Source organism: Marilutibacter maris (assembly GCF_006546735.2).
GTDB lineage: Bacteria > Pseudomonadota > Gammaproteobacteria > Xanthomonadales > Xanthomonadaceae > Marilutibacter > Marilutibacter maris.
The window spans coordinates 1-14,658 of record NZ_VICD02000308.1; the positions used below are offsets into that span (position 1 = coordinate 1).

The following is a 14,658-nucleotide window of genomic DNA, read 5'->3' on the forward strand; positions in this document are numbered from 1 at the left end:
TGGTCGGCATCGGCGGCGGCAGCATGACCGTGCCGCTGTTGGTCGCACTCGGCACCGCGCCGGTGCGCGCGGTCGGCACCTCGTCGGCATGCGGCGTCGCCATCGGCATGGCCAGCGCGGTCGGCTATGCGCTGCACGCACCGCCGGGCGCGCTGCCGGCGCATGCGGTGGGTTACGTCTACCTGCCGGCCGCGCTGGGCGTGGCGGCGGCTTCGGTGCTGGCCGCGCCGTTCGGCACCCGCCTCGCCCACCGTCTGTCGGGCGAAACCCTGAAGTGGATATTCGCGGCCTTCCTGGTCCTGGTCGGCGTCAGTCTGCTGCTGGGCGGCTGAGCGTCGCGGCGCTTCACCGCGCCCGGTCGTACCACGGCGCCCGGAATTCTTTCTCGGCATTCCCACTCCGGGACCGTCGGCGGGCGACCGTTGTTCACGGATAGCGTCGGGCCCGCTCGGCCGGGCGATCGTGCGTGGGCTCGCGGCACTGCTGGACAAGGCCCGGAGCCGGCCGCTACCGCAGGTCGCCCCTTGAATCGCCACCGTGGGTCGCCGCTCAAAACAGCGACGCAGTTCTCATTGCCGATTTCAATTTCCCACCATGCCGGAGGGCACCCTGCCGCTTTGCCTGTTGTGGCACCTTTACAAAAAGTTTACAAAGCGGAGTGCGCCGCATGGATGCAACAGGGGAGCGGCGCGCCATTCGATTGTTTGGTCCCACCGCATTGTTCTTAGGGAGAGAGTTCGATGAAACCGCAACGACGAAACACGCTTGCATACGCGATTCACGCGTCCCTGCTGGTCGGTCTGACGCTGCCGCTGATGGCGGTCGCGCAGGATACGCAGGATCAGGCCAAGACCCTCGACACGGTTACCGTCACCGGTACCCGCATCAAGCAGACCAACGCCGTCACCGCCCAGCCGGTGTTCGTGCTGAATCGCGAGAAGCTGGAGCAGACCGGTGTGCAGACGGTCGGCGAGATCCTCCAGCAGCTGACCGCCAGCGGCCAGGCGCTCAACGCCAAGTTCAACTCCTCGGGCAACTTCGGTTATCCGGCCGACGGCGGTGGCATCGGCGCCGGCTCGGCCCAGGTCGACCTCCGCCATCTGGGCTCCAAGCGCGTCCTGGTCCTGGTCGACGGCATCCGCTGGGTCAACGAATCCTCGGCGTCGGGCGTCTCCGGCAGCGCCGACGTCAACACCATTCCGCTGGCGATCGTCGAGCGCATCGAGGTGCTGGAGGACGGCGCCTCGTCGATCTACGGTTCCGACGCGATCGCCGGCGTGGTCAACGTGATCACCCGCCGCAACTTCGAAGGCACCGAGATCCACAGCTACTACGGCGAGTACTCCAAGGGTGGCGAGACCACCGAGGCCTCGCTGACCATCGGCGGCGGCGGCGAGCGCTTCAACGCGGTGTTCGCGGCCAGCTACTACGAGCAGAAGGGCATCAGCTCGGGCGACTGGGAGCAGTCGGCCTATCCGACCCCGGGCACCGGCGTGCGCGGCGGCAGCTCCGGCACGCCGCAGGGCCGCGCGATCTTCTGCGATCCGTCGCGTCCGGCCGGCTCGGTCGGCTTCTGCGACCCGGCCACCGACTTCTGGTACGACGTCACCCTCGACGACGGCACCACCTCCCCGGTCTGGAATCCGGCCGATCCTGACGCCGGCACCTACCACGGCTTCACCGGCGCCGACCGCTTCAACTTCGCGCCGTTCAACCTGCTGCTGACTCCGAGCAAGCGCAAGGCGCTGTTCACCAGCGTCAACTACGACATCAGCGACAACGTGCGCCTGCACGCCAAGGCGCTGTACAACAACCGCACCTCGGTCAACCAGGCCGCGCCGGAGCCGATCTTCGTCGGTCCGTTCGCCGGTACCGGCGGCATCGCCGACACCATCAGCATCCACGAGGACAACCCGTACAACCCGTACGGCATCACCCTCGATGCCAACAGCAACTTCGGCTTCGTCACCAAGCGCCCGATCGAGGTCGGCCCGCGCCGGTTCGAGCAGGACGTCGACACGATCTACTTCAACGTCGGCCTGGACGGCCTGTGGAACGTCGGCAACGGCTACAACTGGGACGTCAACCTGGTCCACTCGGAGAACAAGGCCGAGCAGCGCTTCACCAACGGCTACAACGTCGCCAAGATGAAGCTGGCGCTGGGCGACCCGGCGGTGTGCGCACAGGTGCCCGGCTGCGTGCCGCTGGACCTGTTCGGCGGCCAGGGCCGTCCGATGACGCAGGAGATGATCGATTACATCCGCACCACCCAGATCGACTCCAGCAAGCAGACCCTGGACCTGATCTCGGCCAACATCACCGGCGACCTGTTCGCGATCGGCGACCGCTATGCGGGCTTCGCCGCCGGCCTCGAGCACCGCAACTACAAGGGCGAATTCAATCCCGATCCGCTGCGCCAGAGCGGCGAGTCGCAGGATTCCTTCGCCGCGGCGGTGTCGGAGGACTACGACGTCAGCGAGGTCTACGTCGAGGGCAACTTCCCGCTGCTGGATACGCTGGATGTCAGCGCGGCGATCCGCTATTCCGACTACTCGACCTTCGGCGACGCGACCACCGGCAAGATCGGTTTCCGCTGGCAGCCGATCGAGGACCTGGTGCTGCGTGGCACCTATTCCGAGGGCTTCCGCGCCCCCAACCTGGGCGAGCTGTACGGCCTGACCCAGTTCGGCGCCACCCTGGTCGACCCCTGCGGCTCCACCGGCAATCCCGGCCCGGCCTCGCCTGACCTGGCCGCCGGCTGTCTGGCCCAGGGCGCGGGTCCGAACTTCGAGCAGGCCAACACCCAGATCACCACCTTCACCGGCGGCAATCCGAACCTGGAGCCGGAAGAGTCCGACAGCTACACCTTCGGCGTGGTCTATGCGCCGAGCTGGGCGGAAGGGCGCGCGTGGTCGGATCGCCTCGACTTCGAGCTGAGCTACTACAACCACGAGATCGACGGCGCGATCCAGGCCCGCGACCTGCAGGCGCTGCTGCTGACCTGTCTGCGCGAGGGCGGCGTCGGCACCGTCAACTGCGCCGGCTTCACCCGTCAGGCCGGCGGCAACCTCAACCCGCCGGAGAACTTCCTCGACAACCTCGGCACGATCGAGACCGACGGCCTCGACATCAAGGTCAACTGGATCGGACCGGAGTGGGGCTGGGGCCGCCTGAACGCCTCGCTGCAGGCGACCACGGTGTTCGGCTATGAAGCCATCGACATCGACGGCAACAAGTCGCAGCGCGAGGTCGGCATCGAGGTCAGCGACAGCGCGATCCCGGACTGGCAGACCAATCTGCAGGTCGGCTGGACCCTGGGCGACTGGAACGTCAACTGGACCTCGCGCTACATCAGCGCGGTCGACGAGGCCTGCAGCAACGTGCCGGTCGGCGAGGCGCCGGGCTGCATGGGCGGGGTCGAGTTCAACACCCTGGGGTCGACCACCGTGCACGACCTGCAGCTGGGCTGGCGCAACGCGTTCGCGCTGGAAGGCCTGAAGCTGTCGGCCGGCGTCAACAACGTGTTCGGCAAGGATCCGCCGGTCTGCCTGACCTGCTCGCTGAACGGCTACGACGCGGGGACCTACGACCTGCCGGGTTCGTTCTGGTACCTCAGCGCCGACTACCGCTTCTAAGCGCGGTCGAAGGTGCTGGAAACCACGGCCGGTGGGCGACCACCGGCCGTTTTGTTGCGGCGGTGCCGGATGGCATGCGTTGATCGGGGTGCCGGTGCGGCCCTGGAGTGCACCGCCGCCGCGTCGAACGGCGATGCCAAGGCGCCCAATCGGGCCGTGTTCGAGCCTTTCTGGCGTTACATGTGCGTTACATCGGTCGCGGGCGCGCACAGGCGACCTGCAGCGGCCATACTCGGGTCGGACCGCAGACTTCAATACGGGGAATCACCATGGTGCAACCCAGCTCTGTCGCCGCCGCGTCGGCGCAGGACTCCGAGAACACCCGTTTCATTCTTCTGATCAGCCTGGTGGCGACGATCGGCGGCTTTCTGTTCGGTTTCGACAGTGGCGTGATCAACGGCACCGTCGACGGCCTGCAGCGGGCCTTCGATTCCGACTCGGTCGGTACCGGTTTCAATGTCGCCTCGATGTTGCTGGGTTGCGCGTTCGGCGCGTTCTTCGCCGGCCGCCTCGCCGACCTGTACGGCCGCCGCACCCTGCTGATCGTCGCGGCGGTGTTCTTCATCGTCTCGGCCTGGGGCTCGGGCGTGGCCGGATCGTCGGCCGAGTTCATCTTCTATCGCATCCTCGGCGGCCTCGCGGTCGGTGCGGCCAGCGTGATGTCGCCGGCCTACATCAGCGAGGTCTCCGCCGCGCACTACCGCGGCCGGCTGGCGACGGTGCAGCAGATCGCGATCATCTGCGGCCTGTTCGCCGCGTTCATCAGCAATTACCTGCTGGCGAAGTTCGCCGGCACCTCGACCGAACCGCTTTGGGGCGGCCACGAGGCATGGCGCTGGATGTTCTGGATGGAAATCGCGCCGGCCGCGCTGTTCCTGGTCCTGTTGCTGTTCATCCCCGAAAGCCCGCGCTTCCTGGTGGTGAAGGCGCGCAAGCCGCAGGCGCTGGCGGTGCTGACCCGGCTCTACGGCAGCGTCGCCGGTGCCGCCAAGTTCGACGAAATCGAGGCCAGCCTGGCCCGGGATCATCATCGCCCGCGCTTCTCCGACCTGATCGGCAAGGCGACCGGGCGGGTGCGCCCGATCGTGTGGGTCGGCATCGGCCTGGCCACCTTCCAGCAACTGGTCGGCATCAACGTGGTGTTCTATTACGGCGCGGTGCTGTGGCAGGCGGTCGGCTTCTCCGAAAGCGACGCGCTGCTGATCAACGTGCTGTCCGGCGGCCTCAGCATCGGCGCCTGCCTGCTGACGGTGGTGCTGATCGACCGCATCGGCCGCAAGCCGCTGTTGTGGATCGGCTCGCTGGGCATGGCGGTGAGCCTGGGGCTGGTCACGGTCGCGTTCGCGACCGGCTCGCTCGACAGCGAAGGCAAGCTGGCGCTGAGCGACAACATGGGTCTGCTGGCCCTGGTCGCGGCCAACGTCTACGTGATCTTCTTCAACCTGTCGTGGGGCCCGGTGATGTGGGTCATGCTCGGCGAGATGTTCCCCAACCAGATCCGCGGCTCGGGCCTGGCGGTCGCCGGACTGTTCCAGTGGGGCTCGAACTTCGCGATCACCATGACCTTCCCGGTCATGCTCGCCGGGATCGGCCTGGCCGCGACCTACGGCTTCTACACCATCGCCGCGGCGGTCTCGATCTTCTTCGTGATCCGGTTCGTCCACGAAACCCGCGGCCGCGAACTCGAACAGATGGAGGGGTGAGCGCGAGGCGCTTGCGAGGCACTGCCTCGCGCCTCGCGCGAACGCCCTGCCATGGATGGCAGGGCCGGACTCTCCGAGCGCCGCGATCTTGCGCTATGGATGGCAGCGGCCATCTTCTCGAAGCGACCGATGCCCTATCGGCATCTGCTGCGGGTGCGAACGCCCGACCATGGATGGTCGGGCCGGACGACCCGAAGCCGGCTCTTTTGCGCCAGGGATGGCCGCGCATCTGCCCGAAGCCGCGAGGCACTGCCTCGCGCCCTGGGCGAACGCCCCGTGCGCTGCGCGGGGCCGGCCAGCAGGGCCGGACTCTTCGATGAGAGCTTCATCGCGGCTCACGCCGCTCCTGCGAGCATCTCATCGGAGCAACCGATGCCGACCGGCATCCGTTGCGGGTGTCGATACCCGCAGCCTCGTTCAGCGCCGCAGCGCCTCGCCGGGGATGTGCAGTTCCATCGACAGCGCGAGGTGGTCGGACAGCGCCGCCGGCAGCGCGATCGCCTCGGCGCAGACCAGTCCGTCGCTGGCGAGGATGTGGTCGATCGCGCGCTGTGGGCGCCAGCTCGGGAAGGTCGGCACCTCGCAGGCCGGCGGTTGCAGCCGGGTCTCGCGGAACAGCCGTTGCATTTCCGGGCGATCGGCGGCGCAGTTGAAGTCGCCCATCAGCACCGCGTGCGGATGGGCATGCAGCAGCTCGGCGATGAAGGCCAGCTGCGAGGCGCGCGACTGGCTGCCCAACGACAGATGGGCGACCGCGACCAGCAGGCCGGTATCGCCGTCCCCGAAGCGGGCCAGCAGGACCCCGCGTCCGCCGATGCGGCCGGGCAGGGGGTGGTCGGTGACCTCGAGCGGCTCCAGCTTGCTCAGCAGGCCGTTGGCGCTGGAGGCGACTCCGCCGACGCGCCGGTTGGGCTGGTGGCTCCAGTAGTCGAAGCCGCCGCGCTGGGCGAGGTAGTGGGTCTGGTTGGTGAACCCCGAGCGCAGGCTGCCGGGGTCGCTCTCGTTGAGGCCGACGATGTCGTGCTCGCCGGCCAGCCGCGCGATGGTATCGAGCGCGCCGCGCTTGTTGCCGGCCGGGAGCACATGCGACCAGCTGCGGGTCGCGTAGTCGCTGTAGCGGCGGGTGCTGGAGCCGGCCTGGATGTTGGCGCTGAGCAGCCGCAGGCGTTGCCGGTCGTTGCTGGACTTCGACATGGCGACGTGACTGCGGCCGCTCCGGTGGTGCGCTTTACTGGCCGTCGGCGCTGGCGGCCGGCTTCATGGCCGCGCGCTCCATCGCAACCAGATGGTCGGCGATGCGCAACTGGTCCTCGTGGCTGCGGCCGCCGATCACCCGGTACTTGCCGTTGACGACCAGGCTCGGGGTGGAGTCGACGCCGCTGCGCATCAGGAACTGGCCCACGCGCTTCATCCGCGCGTTGACCGAGAAGCTGTTCATCGTGCCGGCGAACTGTTCGGCATTGGCGCCGAACTTGACGTAGAACGCGGCGATCTCTTCCGGCTTGGCCACGGTCGGCGGGGTCGGCATGCTGCGCTCGAGGTGGACCGCGCGGAACATCGCGTCATGGGTCTTCTCGAGCAGGTTCATCGAATCGGCGGCATAGAAGGCGCGCGCATACGGCTCCCAGTAGCCGCCGAACGGCGCCGCCAGCGGCACCACGTTGACGTCGGCCGGCTGACGCGCCTTCCAGGCCTTGAAGATCGGCTCGAACTGCGCGCAGTGCGGGCAGGTGTAGCCGAATACCTCGACCACTTCGATCTTGCCCATCGCCGGCGCGAACGGTTGGCCGCCGGCAATCTCGGCGTAGTCGGTGCCCAGCACCGGGGCCGGGCCCTCGGGTGGCGTTACCGGGTTGTCGTTGGCGGCCGCCGGCTGGGGGGCCTCGGTGCCGGCTTCGGCCGAGGCATCGTCGCCGGCAGCGGCTTCGCCGGCCGGTGCGGCGGCGGTTTCGGCCGGTGCGGTGGCGGCTGGCGCGGCGGAGTCGGCCTCCGCGGTCGGGGCGGCGGTCTCGGACGAGCATGCGGCGAGCATGGAGACGAACAGCAGCAGCGGCAGCAGGCCGGTCTTGGCGAGGCCAGTCTTGAAAATCCGGGAGGTCATCAGGCGTTCTCCACAACGGGGGTTCGGGCGGCCCGCGGACATCGGTGGACGATGGCGTGCGCCGCAGCGTGGGGCAAGGATACCGGCCGTGGGCGACGGCCGGGAGGGCAGGGTGGGCAATGTCGGCACCCGGGGCGACGCGATGCGGGGGCGTGGCCGCCTCAGCGCGTGGTCGCCAGCTCGCGTTTCACCAGGGCACCGGCGATCCGCAGCACGTCCTCGAACGAGCGTCCGATGACCCGGTAGCGGCCGTTGACGATCAGGGTCGGGGTGCCTTCGACACCGCTGTCGATCGAGAATTCGCGGGCGGCCGACACCTGGTCGGCCACCGCCTGCGAGGCCATCGCGCCCCGCAGCCGGGTCGCGTCGACGCCCTTGGAGGCATAGAAGGTCACGACTTCGTCGGCGGTCGGGTTGCGCGGCAGCAGCCCCTCGTCGTGGATCGCGCGGAATGTCGCATCGTGGGTGCGCGCCAGGCCGTCGACGGCCTGTGAGGCGAAGAAGGCGGCCGCCAGCGCATCGTTGGGGCTGCGCGGCAACGGCAGGTAGCTGACCCGCACGCGGCGCCCCTGCTTGTGCTTCCACTTCTCCAGCATAGGCGCGAAGTCGGCGCAGTGATGGCACCAGTAGCCGAACACCTCGACCACCTCGACCTTGCCGTCGTTGGGGCCCATGCGCTGGCCGCCGTGGATCTCGGCGTAGTCGACGCCGGGGACCAGGGCCGGTTCGGCGGCCCTCGCCGCGTCGGGCACCAGCGCGAGCGTGGCCAGGGCCAGGGCGAGCAGCCAGGCGGGCAGGAGGGAGCGGTCGGGGCGTGCAGTCATCGTGGCGACCTCGTCATGTAGTCGGAATGGCTTGGAAATCCGGCTGCGTGCCGACCTGCGCAAACGAAAACGCCGACCGCTAGGCGGCCGGCGTGGATGTTGCTGGCGGCGTCACCCGGAACCGTTGCTCGGACCCCGGAAGTGTCCGGGAAGTTCCGCGGCCACCGGGAGCGGCCCGCCGTCAGGCCTCGGCGGCGTCGCCGGCCTCGGTTTCGGGCTGTGCGTCGTCGGCCGGCGCCGGCTCGGTCGCGGCGGGCGCCTCGGTCGAGGGGGCCGCCGGCAGCGCGGTGGCCGGTGCATCGGCCGCGACGTAGTCGTCGGCGCGCGGGTGCAGGCCCTGCATGTAGCTGGACAGGGCGCCGATTTCCTCGTCGGTCAGCGCGTTGGCGACCGTCGCCATCACGTTGAACAGGTGCGGATCGCGCTCCTGGGTCACGCCGGCACGGTATTCCTCGAGGCGGCGCTGGGTGTAGGCGGCCTGCTGGCCGGCCACCTGCGGGTAGGCCGGACCGGGGTTGCCGGCGCCGTCGGGCCCGTGGCAGGCCATGCAGGCGGGGATGCCGCGGGCCGGGTCGCCGCCGTGGAACAGCTTCTCGCCGACCTCGTAGAACTTCATGCCCTCGTTCGGGCCGCTGGCGACGACGCTGTCGTCGGCAACGCCGGCGCCGGCCTTCTGGGTCGCGTAGTAGGCGCCGATGTCGCGGGCGTCCTGGGCCGACAGCGCGTCGGCGAACGGCTTCATCACCGCGGCCATGCCGGTGTTGCGCTCGCCGCTCTTGAACAGGGCGATCTGGTGCGCGAGGTAGCGCTCGTTCTGACCGGCCAGTCGCGGGTACTGCGGATCGCTCGGGTTGCCGTCGACACCGTGGCAGGCCGCGCAGGTGCCGGCCTTGGTCGCGCCCGCATCGGCGTCGCCCCAGGTGACCTGCTCGGGGGCGGCGTTCAGCGGCGCGGCTTCCACCGGCTCGCTTTCCGGGATCGGGGTGACCGTGGTCTGGGCATAGGCAACGGCAGCGGCCGCCAGGGCGGCGATGCCGATCATGCCGAGGACGCGGGCTTGGCTCATCAGGCTGGGCTCCGAACTTTCTCTGAAGTGGCGGGCAAGTGCTCCGCCGGAACCTCGGAATTATCGTCTGCGGCCGTGGGCGGGTCAACGCGGGCTGAACGGCGCCGGCTTGCGGGGCCTCTCCGGTCGCCCCGTGGCGGACCGTCGGCAGGGCCACGCCCGGCGTGCGATCCTATGGCCATGGCCCATTCCCCCGATCCCAAGCGCGCCGCCAAGCCCGATACCGCGGGCAAGCCGGCGGCCAATCCGCTCGCCCGTGCCCAGTACCTGCTGGCCGCGCATACGCCGGCCCAGCTGCCGCCCGACGGCGGCTTCGAGGTCGCCTTCGCCGGGCGTTCCAATGCCGGCAAGTCGACCGCCCTCAACGCGCTGTGCCAGCAGAACGCGCTGGCGCGGGTGTCCAAGACGCCCGGGCGCACCCAGCAACTGGTCTATTTCAATGTGCCGCCGACCAGCGACCGTTATCTGGTCGACCTGCCCGGCTACGGCTATGCCAAGGTGCCTAAGGACCTGCAGGCGCACTGGCAGGCATTCCTCGACGGCTACTTCGGAAGCCGCATGGCGCTGAAGGGCCTGGTCGTGGTGATGGACATCCGCCATCCGCTGAAGGACTACGACCGGCAGATGCTCGGCTACGCGGTCAGCCGCGGCCTGCCCGCGCACGCATTGCTGACCAAGGCCGACAAGCTCGGTCGTGGCCAGCAGGCCAAGGCGATGCAGGCGGTGCGCAAGGAGCTGCAGTCCGCATACGGCGACAGCGTCGGCGTGCAGGTGTTCTCCGGTGCCGCCAAGCTCGGCGTCGACCAGGCGCGCAAGGTGGTGGCCGACTGGCTGGAAATGTAGCGGCGCCGGCCGCGCAAGGACCCGGGGCGGGTGTCGCCGCGCCGGGTCGTCGGGGCATGACGCCGTTGCGAACCTTGCCTACAACGGCCGGATATGGACCTGGAACGCGAGATCGCGCACACCGCCGGCGTCGAACAACTCGATCCAGCCCGGCGGATTGTCGTCGGCGATGAACCAGCCCTGGCCGCCGGCGTAGTGGCTGCCGTTGGGGCCGGGATGGACGCCGCAGTCGCCGTCCTTCGCGGTCAGGGTGAAGGCGTACTGGCCGGGGCCCAGTTTTGCCGGCGAGGTGAACTCGATCATGCGCATGCCGATCGCGGGGGTCGGAATCGAGGTGAACACGTAGCCGGGCACCTTTTCATAGGCCAGCACACTGCCGTTGGGCTTGCCGCCGCTGGTCTTCTCGAGGGTGACCTGGACGATCGCCTTGGGCTGGCAGCTCATCGGCACCATCACGTGGCTGACGACGCCGGCGCGATCGAGGGTGAACGACTGCGCCAGTCGTTGCGACACCGAGCCACCGAGGGCGAGGATGCTGGCGGCGTCGATGTTCGGCTGTTCGGCCTCGACCTCCGGCGGAGGCGCGGCGAGGGCGGGCGGGGCCAGTACGGCGATGGCGAGCGCGGCGGCGAGTGCGCCTGCGGTCGGAGCGCGAAGACTCATGTGCGGATCCTCCTTGAATGGATGCAGTCGGTTCGCTGCAGGAGGAACATACGTAAGCCGCTGCCGATACCGGCAGTCGACATCGCGCCCGCATGGGGGCGGCAGCGGACATCGGCAGCGCCGCGTGGGGTTCTCCCGCTGGTGGGCCGCAGTGTTCTGCGCGCCGCGCTTGTCGCATCCGGCCCCCCCGCTACACTGCGCAGAGTCCGTGCCCGTACCGGGTGCGGACGCTGTCGTCCGGAGCACCGCGCCGCGGTACCGGCTGTTCGCCAATCCGTGGCGGTCGCGTAGCGGCTGCCCGCGCCTTCCGCCCCACGAGGTGCATGTGTCCGGTCCCAGCAACACCAAGGATGTCGCCATCGAGAGCCGACACGATCTGCTCGAATTCCTCAGCACGGGCACCCGGGCCGCCGTCGACTGGGCGATCGGCACCGAGCACGAAAAGTTCGGCTTCCGCACCGACGACCTGCGTCCGCCGACCTTCGACGGCGAGCGTGGCATTGAAGCCCTGCTCAAGGGGCTCGTGCAGTTCGGCTGGGAGCCGGTCACCGAGCACTTGCCGGGTCAGCCGGAACGGGTGATCGCGCTGTCGCGCGACGGTGCCTCGGTGTCGCTGGAACCGGCCGGCCAGCTGGAGTTGTCCGGCGCACCGCTGCAGAACCTGCACCAGACCTGCCGCGAGGCGACCACCCACCTGCGCGAGGTGCGCGCGGTCGCCGAGCCGTTGGGACTGGGTTTTCTCGGCATGGGCTTCCAGCCCAAGTGGCGCCGCGAGGACATGCCGTGGATGCCCAAGGGGCGCTACAAGATCATGCGCGAGTACATGCCCAAGGTCGGTTCGCTCGGCCTGGACATGATGACCCGCACCAGCACCGTGCAGGTCAACCTCGATGTCGCCGACGAGGCCGACATGGTGAAGAAGTTCCGGGTGTCGCTGGCGTTGCAGTCGGTCGCCACCGCGCTGTTCGCCGATTCGCCGTTCACCGAGGGGCGTCCGAACGGCTTCCTGAGCTATCGCTCGCACATCTGGACCGATACCGACCCCGACCGCACCGGCCTGCTCGATTTCGTGTTCGAGGACGGGTTCGGCTACGAGCGTTACGTCGACTATCTGCTCGACGTGCCGATGTACTTCGTCTACCGCGATGGCCGCTACATCGATGCCAGCGGGCAGTCGTTCCGCGACTTCCTGCAAGGCCGCTTGCCGGCGTACCCGGGTCAGCGTCCGCTGTTGCGCGACTGGGCCGACCACAGCACCACCGCGTTCCCCGAGGTGCGGTTGAAGAAGTACCTGGAAATGCGCGGTGCCGACTCGGGGCCATGGAACCGCATCTGCGCGCTGCCGGCGTTCTGGGTCGGCCTGCTGTACGACGCCACCGCGCTGGACGCGGCCTGGGACCTGGTCCGCGACTTCAGCATCGAGGAGCTGCACGCATTGCGCGACGGGGTGCCGCGGCATGCGCTGAAGCTGCCGTTCCGCGGCGGCAGCGTGCTCGACCTGGCCCGGCGCGCGCTGGAGATCTCCGCGCACGGACTCAAGCGACGCGCCAACGTCAACCCCAGTGGTGCCGACGAGAGCGTCTACCTGGAGCCGCTGATGGAGTTCGCCGAAGCCGGCATCACCCCGGCCGAGCGCAAGCTGGAGCTGTTCCACGGCGCCTGGAACGGCAGCGTCGATCCGCTCTTCCGCGAGTTCGCCTACTGAGAGCCGACGGCGCCGTCGTGGCGCTCGTTAGGCGTTGGCAGGCAGCCGTCGCAGTGTCTGGCGGATGCGGTCGAGGTAGGGTTTCTGCAGCTTGCGCGCATAACCGGGCAGGCGTCCGGCGCGCGTCAGCGCGGCTTCGCCTATCCCGCTCGCCTGTGCGTGCTGGCCCCAGTCGGCCAATTGCTCGACATAGCAGGCCACCGGCTCGTAGCTGCTGCTGTAGTCGACCAGAGCCTCGAACTCCTCGCGTGCCTTGTCGCGCTCCCCCATCGCCGCAACCGCGCGGGCATAGGTCAGGTGACCGTCGGCGGAACGGTAATCGGGCTTGTGGGCGATCAGCCGGTCGAGCAACTCGCGCGCCTGCGGCGCATGGCCGGACTCCAGGTAGGCGCGGGCGAGCTTGACCTGGATGTCGGGATCGTCGGCGTGGATGCCACGCAGCGCGGCCTGGTAGTGGGGTACCGCCTCCGATGCGCGCCCGGTCTCGAGCAGGGCATCGCCGAGCCGCATCCGGCTTTCGGTGGTCGGGCTGTCCTCGAACGCGGTCATCGCCAGGCGCAGTTCGCGATCGGGATCGACCACCTGGCGTACACCGCGGTGCAGCGCCCGGGCCTGCGGCGAATGGCGCTGCTCCGGCAGCCAGATCGCGACCGCGTAGACGATGCTGCCCAGCAACGGGAACATGAAGAGAATGATCAGCCAGTAACGGTCCTGGCCGCTGCGGATCGCGTGGACGGCGAAGAACAACGCGATGGCGATGTGCAGACCTATGCCGATGGGCATGACCGGAAGACGCTCGCAGTGGATACCGGAGCGCATCTTCGGCGAACGACGTCGGCAATGCCAGCGTCGCCGCGCTGCGCTCAGAATCTCGAGGTCTCCAGGGCCACATCCGCCCATTGCCAGGCGTCGCGGAAGCGGCGCTCGGCTTCGGCGGCGGCGCGGGAGTCGCCGCGCGCGCGCTCGGCGGCGGCCAGGCCGCGCAGCGACCAGCCGTTGTGGGGATAGGCGAGCAGGTCTTCTCGATAGGTCGCGGCGGCGGCGTCGGCACGGCCGGCCTCCAGCAGGGCGGCGCCCAGGTACGGCCGCACCGGCAGCGGCCAGTCCGAGGGCTCGTTGTAGTTGAGCCGGCTCTCGGCGGCGGCGGCCTCGGTCAGCGCGGCCAGCCCGCCGTCGCGGTCTCCCGAGGCCAGTGCGAGTTCGCCGCGCAGCATCGCTTCGGCGACGTCGAGCACGCGGTCGGCCGGATTGATGTCCCACAGCACCAGCGTGGTCATGGCCGGGTCCTCGGCAATGCCGCGCAGCGCGTCCAGTTCGGCGGTCGCCGCCCGGTGATCGCCGAGGCGGGTGTGGGCCATGCCGCGGGCGAAATGCCAGATCGCGGTCGGGTAGGGCTGCGAGGCCGGTGGCGGGACCGCGAGGATCTCGTCCCAGCGCCCGAACCGTACCCGGGTCAGCAGCGGCGCAACGACGAACTGCTGCATGAAGTTCATCTCGTCCAGGCGCGCCAGGTCGGCACGGCTAGCGGTCTGTCCGGCCGCCCGCAGGGCCAGGGTGCTGGAGCCGTGCAGGCCCGCGGTCAGGGTGGCGAAATGCCAGTTGTGCGGGACGTAGCCGAGCGGATAGATGCCGTTGCTGCCGCGGCATACCGACAGGAAGGCGGCGTCGGCGGTGGTCGCGGACAGGTTGCTGAGGGTCGCGTCGTGGTAGCGGCCGACGCGGATGTAGACATGCGCCGGCATGTGCACCAGATGCCCGGAGCCGGGCGCCAGTCCGCCGAGCAGGTCGGCGTAGGGCTCGGCGCGTCCGGGTTCGGGCGAGGCCTCGACCGCATGGATGTAGTAGTGGGCGGCGCCGATATGGCGTGGGTTGCGCGCGAGCACGCCCTCGAATGCCGCCAGGATCGCCGGCGTGTCGCCGTTCGGGGTGCCGTCCGCGTCCCAGTAGGCCCACGGCGACAGGTCCATCAGCGCCTCGCCGTACAGGGTCGCGATGTCGTCGTCCTCCGGAAAGCGGCGGTGGGCGTCGGCCATGGCCTCGGCATAGGCGCGATCGAGCGCGCCGCGGTCCGCCGGCGCCGGGTCGGCATAGCGGGTGGCCAGGGCCTCGATCAGGGCG

12 protein-coding genes are annotated in these 14,658 nt (G+C 69.4%); 5 read left to right on the forward strand and 7 right to left on the reverse strand.

Features of this window, described 5'->3' with window-relative positions; genetic code table 11:
* The 3 genes from FKV24_RS17325 to FKV24_RS17335 form a co-directional block, all read left to right on the forward strand.
* Positions 1 to 332 (forward strand): sulfite exporter TauE/SafE family protein (locus FKV24_RS17325; RefSeq protein ID WP_141483271.1); only part of this gene is annotated, 332 nt, incomplete at its 5' end.
* 408 nt (positions 333 to 740) lie between these two features.
* Positions 741 to 3,635 (forward strand): TonB-dependent receptor plug domain-containing protein, encoded by a 2,895-nt coding sequence (locus FKV24_RS17330; protein ID WP_141483272.1) that lies wholly within the window; start codon positions 741 to 743, stop codon positions 3,633 to 3,635.
* Between the two features lie 269 nt (positions 3,636 to 3,904).
* A complete protein-coding gene (locus FKV24_RS17335; RefSeq protein WP_141483273.1) occupies positions 3,905 to 5,338 on the forward strand; it encodes a sugar porter family MFS transporter in 1,434 nt (477 codons plus the stop codon).
* Between the two features lie 417 nt (positions 5,339 to 5,755).
* Here the strand turns inward: FKV24_RS17335 and FKV24_RS17340 are convergent, their stop codons facing one another.
* From FKV24_RS17340 to FKV24_RS17355, 4 genes are all read right to left on the reverse strand, one after another.
* The gene (locus tag FKV24_RS17340; protein WP_111267708.1) at positions 5,756 to 6,532 is read right to left on the reverse strand and encodes an endonuclease/exonuclease/phosphatase family protein; all 777 of its coding nucleotides are present in this window, start codon (positions 6,530 to 6,532) and stop codon (positions 5,756 to 5,758) included.
* Positions 6,533 to 6,566: 34 nt separating this feature from the next.
* The gene (locus FKV24_RS17345) at positions 6,567 to 7,439 is read right to left on the reverse strand and encodes a thiol:disulfide interchange protein DsbA/DsbL (RefSeq protein ID WP_111267707.1); all 873 of its coding nucleotides are present in this window, start codon (positions 7,437 to 7,439) and stop codon (positions 6,567 to 6,569) included.
* Between the two features lie 161 nt (positions 7,440 to 7,600).
* Complete coding sequence (locus tag FKV24_RS17350) at positions 7,601 to 8,263, reverse strand: thiol:disulfide interchange protein DsbA/DsbL (RefSeq protein ID WP_141483274.1); 663 nt, start codon at positions 8,261 to 8,263, stop codon at positions 7,601 to 7,603.
* Positions 8,264 to 8,444: 181 nt separating this feature from the next.
* Complete coding sequence (locus FKV24_RS17355; protein WP_111267705.1) at positions 8,445 to 9,329, reverse strand: c-type cytochrome; 885 nt, start codon at positions 9,327 to 9,329, stop codon at positions 8,445 to 8,447.
* A 180-nt stretch (positions 9,330 to 9,509) separates the two neighbouring features.
* Here FKV24_RS17355 and yihA point away from each other — a divergent pair, with 180 nt between their 5' ends.
* A complete protein-coding gene (yihA, locus tag FKV24_RS17360; protein ID WP_111268200.1) occupies positions 9,510 to 10,172 on the forward strand; it encodes a ribosome biogenesis GTP-binding protein YihA/YsxC in 663 nt (220 codons plus the stop codon).
* A 78-nt stretch (positions 10,173 to 10,250) separates the two neighbouring features.
* Here the strand turns inward: yihA and FKV24_RS17365 are convergent, their stop codons facing one another.
* Complete coding sequence (locus FKV24_RS17365) at positions 10,251 to 10,835, reverse strand: hypothetical protein (protein ID WP_141483275.1); 585 nt, start codon at positions 10,833 to 10,835, stop codon at positions 10,251 to 10,253.
* Positions 10,836 to 11,193: 358 nt separating this feature from the next.
* On the opposite strand from FKV24_RS17365, the gene FKV24_RS17370 reads away from it, so the two are divergent.
* Positions 11,194 to 12,540, forward strand: coding sequence for a glutamate--cysteine ligase (locus FKV24_RS17370; RefSeq protein ID WP_407067529.1), 1,347 nt, complete (start codon positions 11,194 to 11,196; stop codon positions 12,538 to 12,540).
* 27 nt (positions 12,541 to 12,567) lie between these two features.
* Here the strand turns inward: FKV24_RS17370 and FKV24_RS17375 are convergent, their stop codons facing one another.
* Together FKV24_RS17375 and FKV24_RS19380 are read right to left on the reverse strand one after the other, a co-directional pair.
* Positions 12,568 to 13,323: a tetratricopeptide repeat protein gene (locus tag FKV24_RS17375; RefSeq protein ID WP_170288359.1), complete on the reverse strand. Its 756-nt coding sequence runs from the start codon at positions 13,321 to 13,323 to the stop codon at positions 12,568 to 12,570.
* An 80-nt stretch (positions 13,324 to 13,403) separates the two neighbouring features.
* Positions 13,404 to 14,658 (reverse strand): hypothetical protein (locus tag FKV24_RS19380; RefSeq protein ID WP_170288360.1); only part of this gene is annotated, 1,255 nt, incomplete at its 5' end.

Bases quoted from the DNA above. Each gene is read 5' to 3' on its own strand.
- FKV24_RS17330 (WP_141483272.1), top strand. From the start codon at position 741: ATGAAACCGCAACGACGAAACACGCTTGCATACGCGATTCACGCGTCC.
- FKV24_RS17335 (WP_141483273.1), top strand. From the start codon at position 3,905: ATGGTGCAACCCAGCTCTGTCGCCGCCGCGTCGGCGCAGGACTCCGAG.
- FKV24_RS17340 (WP_111267708.1), bottom strand. From the start codon at position 6,532: ATGTCGAAGTCCAGCAACGACCGGCAACGCCTGCGGCTGCTCAGCGCC.
- FKV24_RS17345 (WP_111267707.1), bottom strand. From the start codon at position 7,439: ATGACCTCCCGGATTTTCAAGACTGGCCTCGCCAAGACCGGCCTGCTG.
- FKV24_RS17350 (WP_141483274.1), bottom strand. From the start codon at position 8,263: ATGACTGCACGCCCCGACCGCTCCCTCCTGCCCGCCTGGCTGCTCGCC.
- FKV24_RS17355 (WP_111267705.1), bottom strand. From the start codon at position 9,329: ATGAGCCAAGCCCGCGTCCTCGGCATGATCGGCATCGCCGCCCTGGCG.
- yihA (WP_111268200.1), top strand. From the start codon at position 9,510: ATGGCCCATTCCCCCGATCCCAAGCGCGCCGCCAAGCCCGATACCGCG.
- FKV24_RS17365 (WP_141483275.1), bottom strand. From the start codon at position 10,835: ATGAGTCTTCGCGCTCCGACCGCAGGCGCACTCGCCGCCGCGCTCGCC.
- FKV24_RS17375 (WP_170288359.1), bottom strand. From the start codon at position 13,323: ATGCCCATCGGCATAGGTCTGCACATCGCCATCGCGTTGTTCTTCGCC.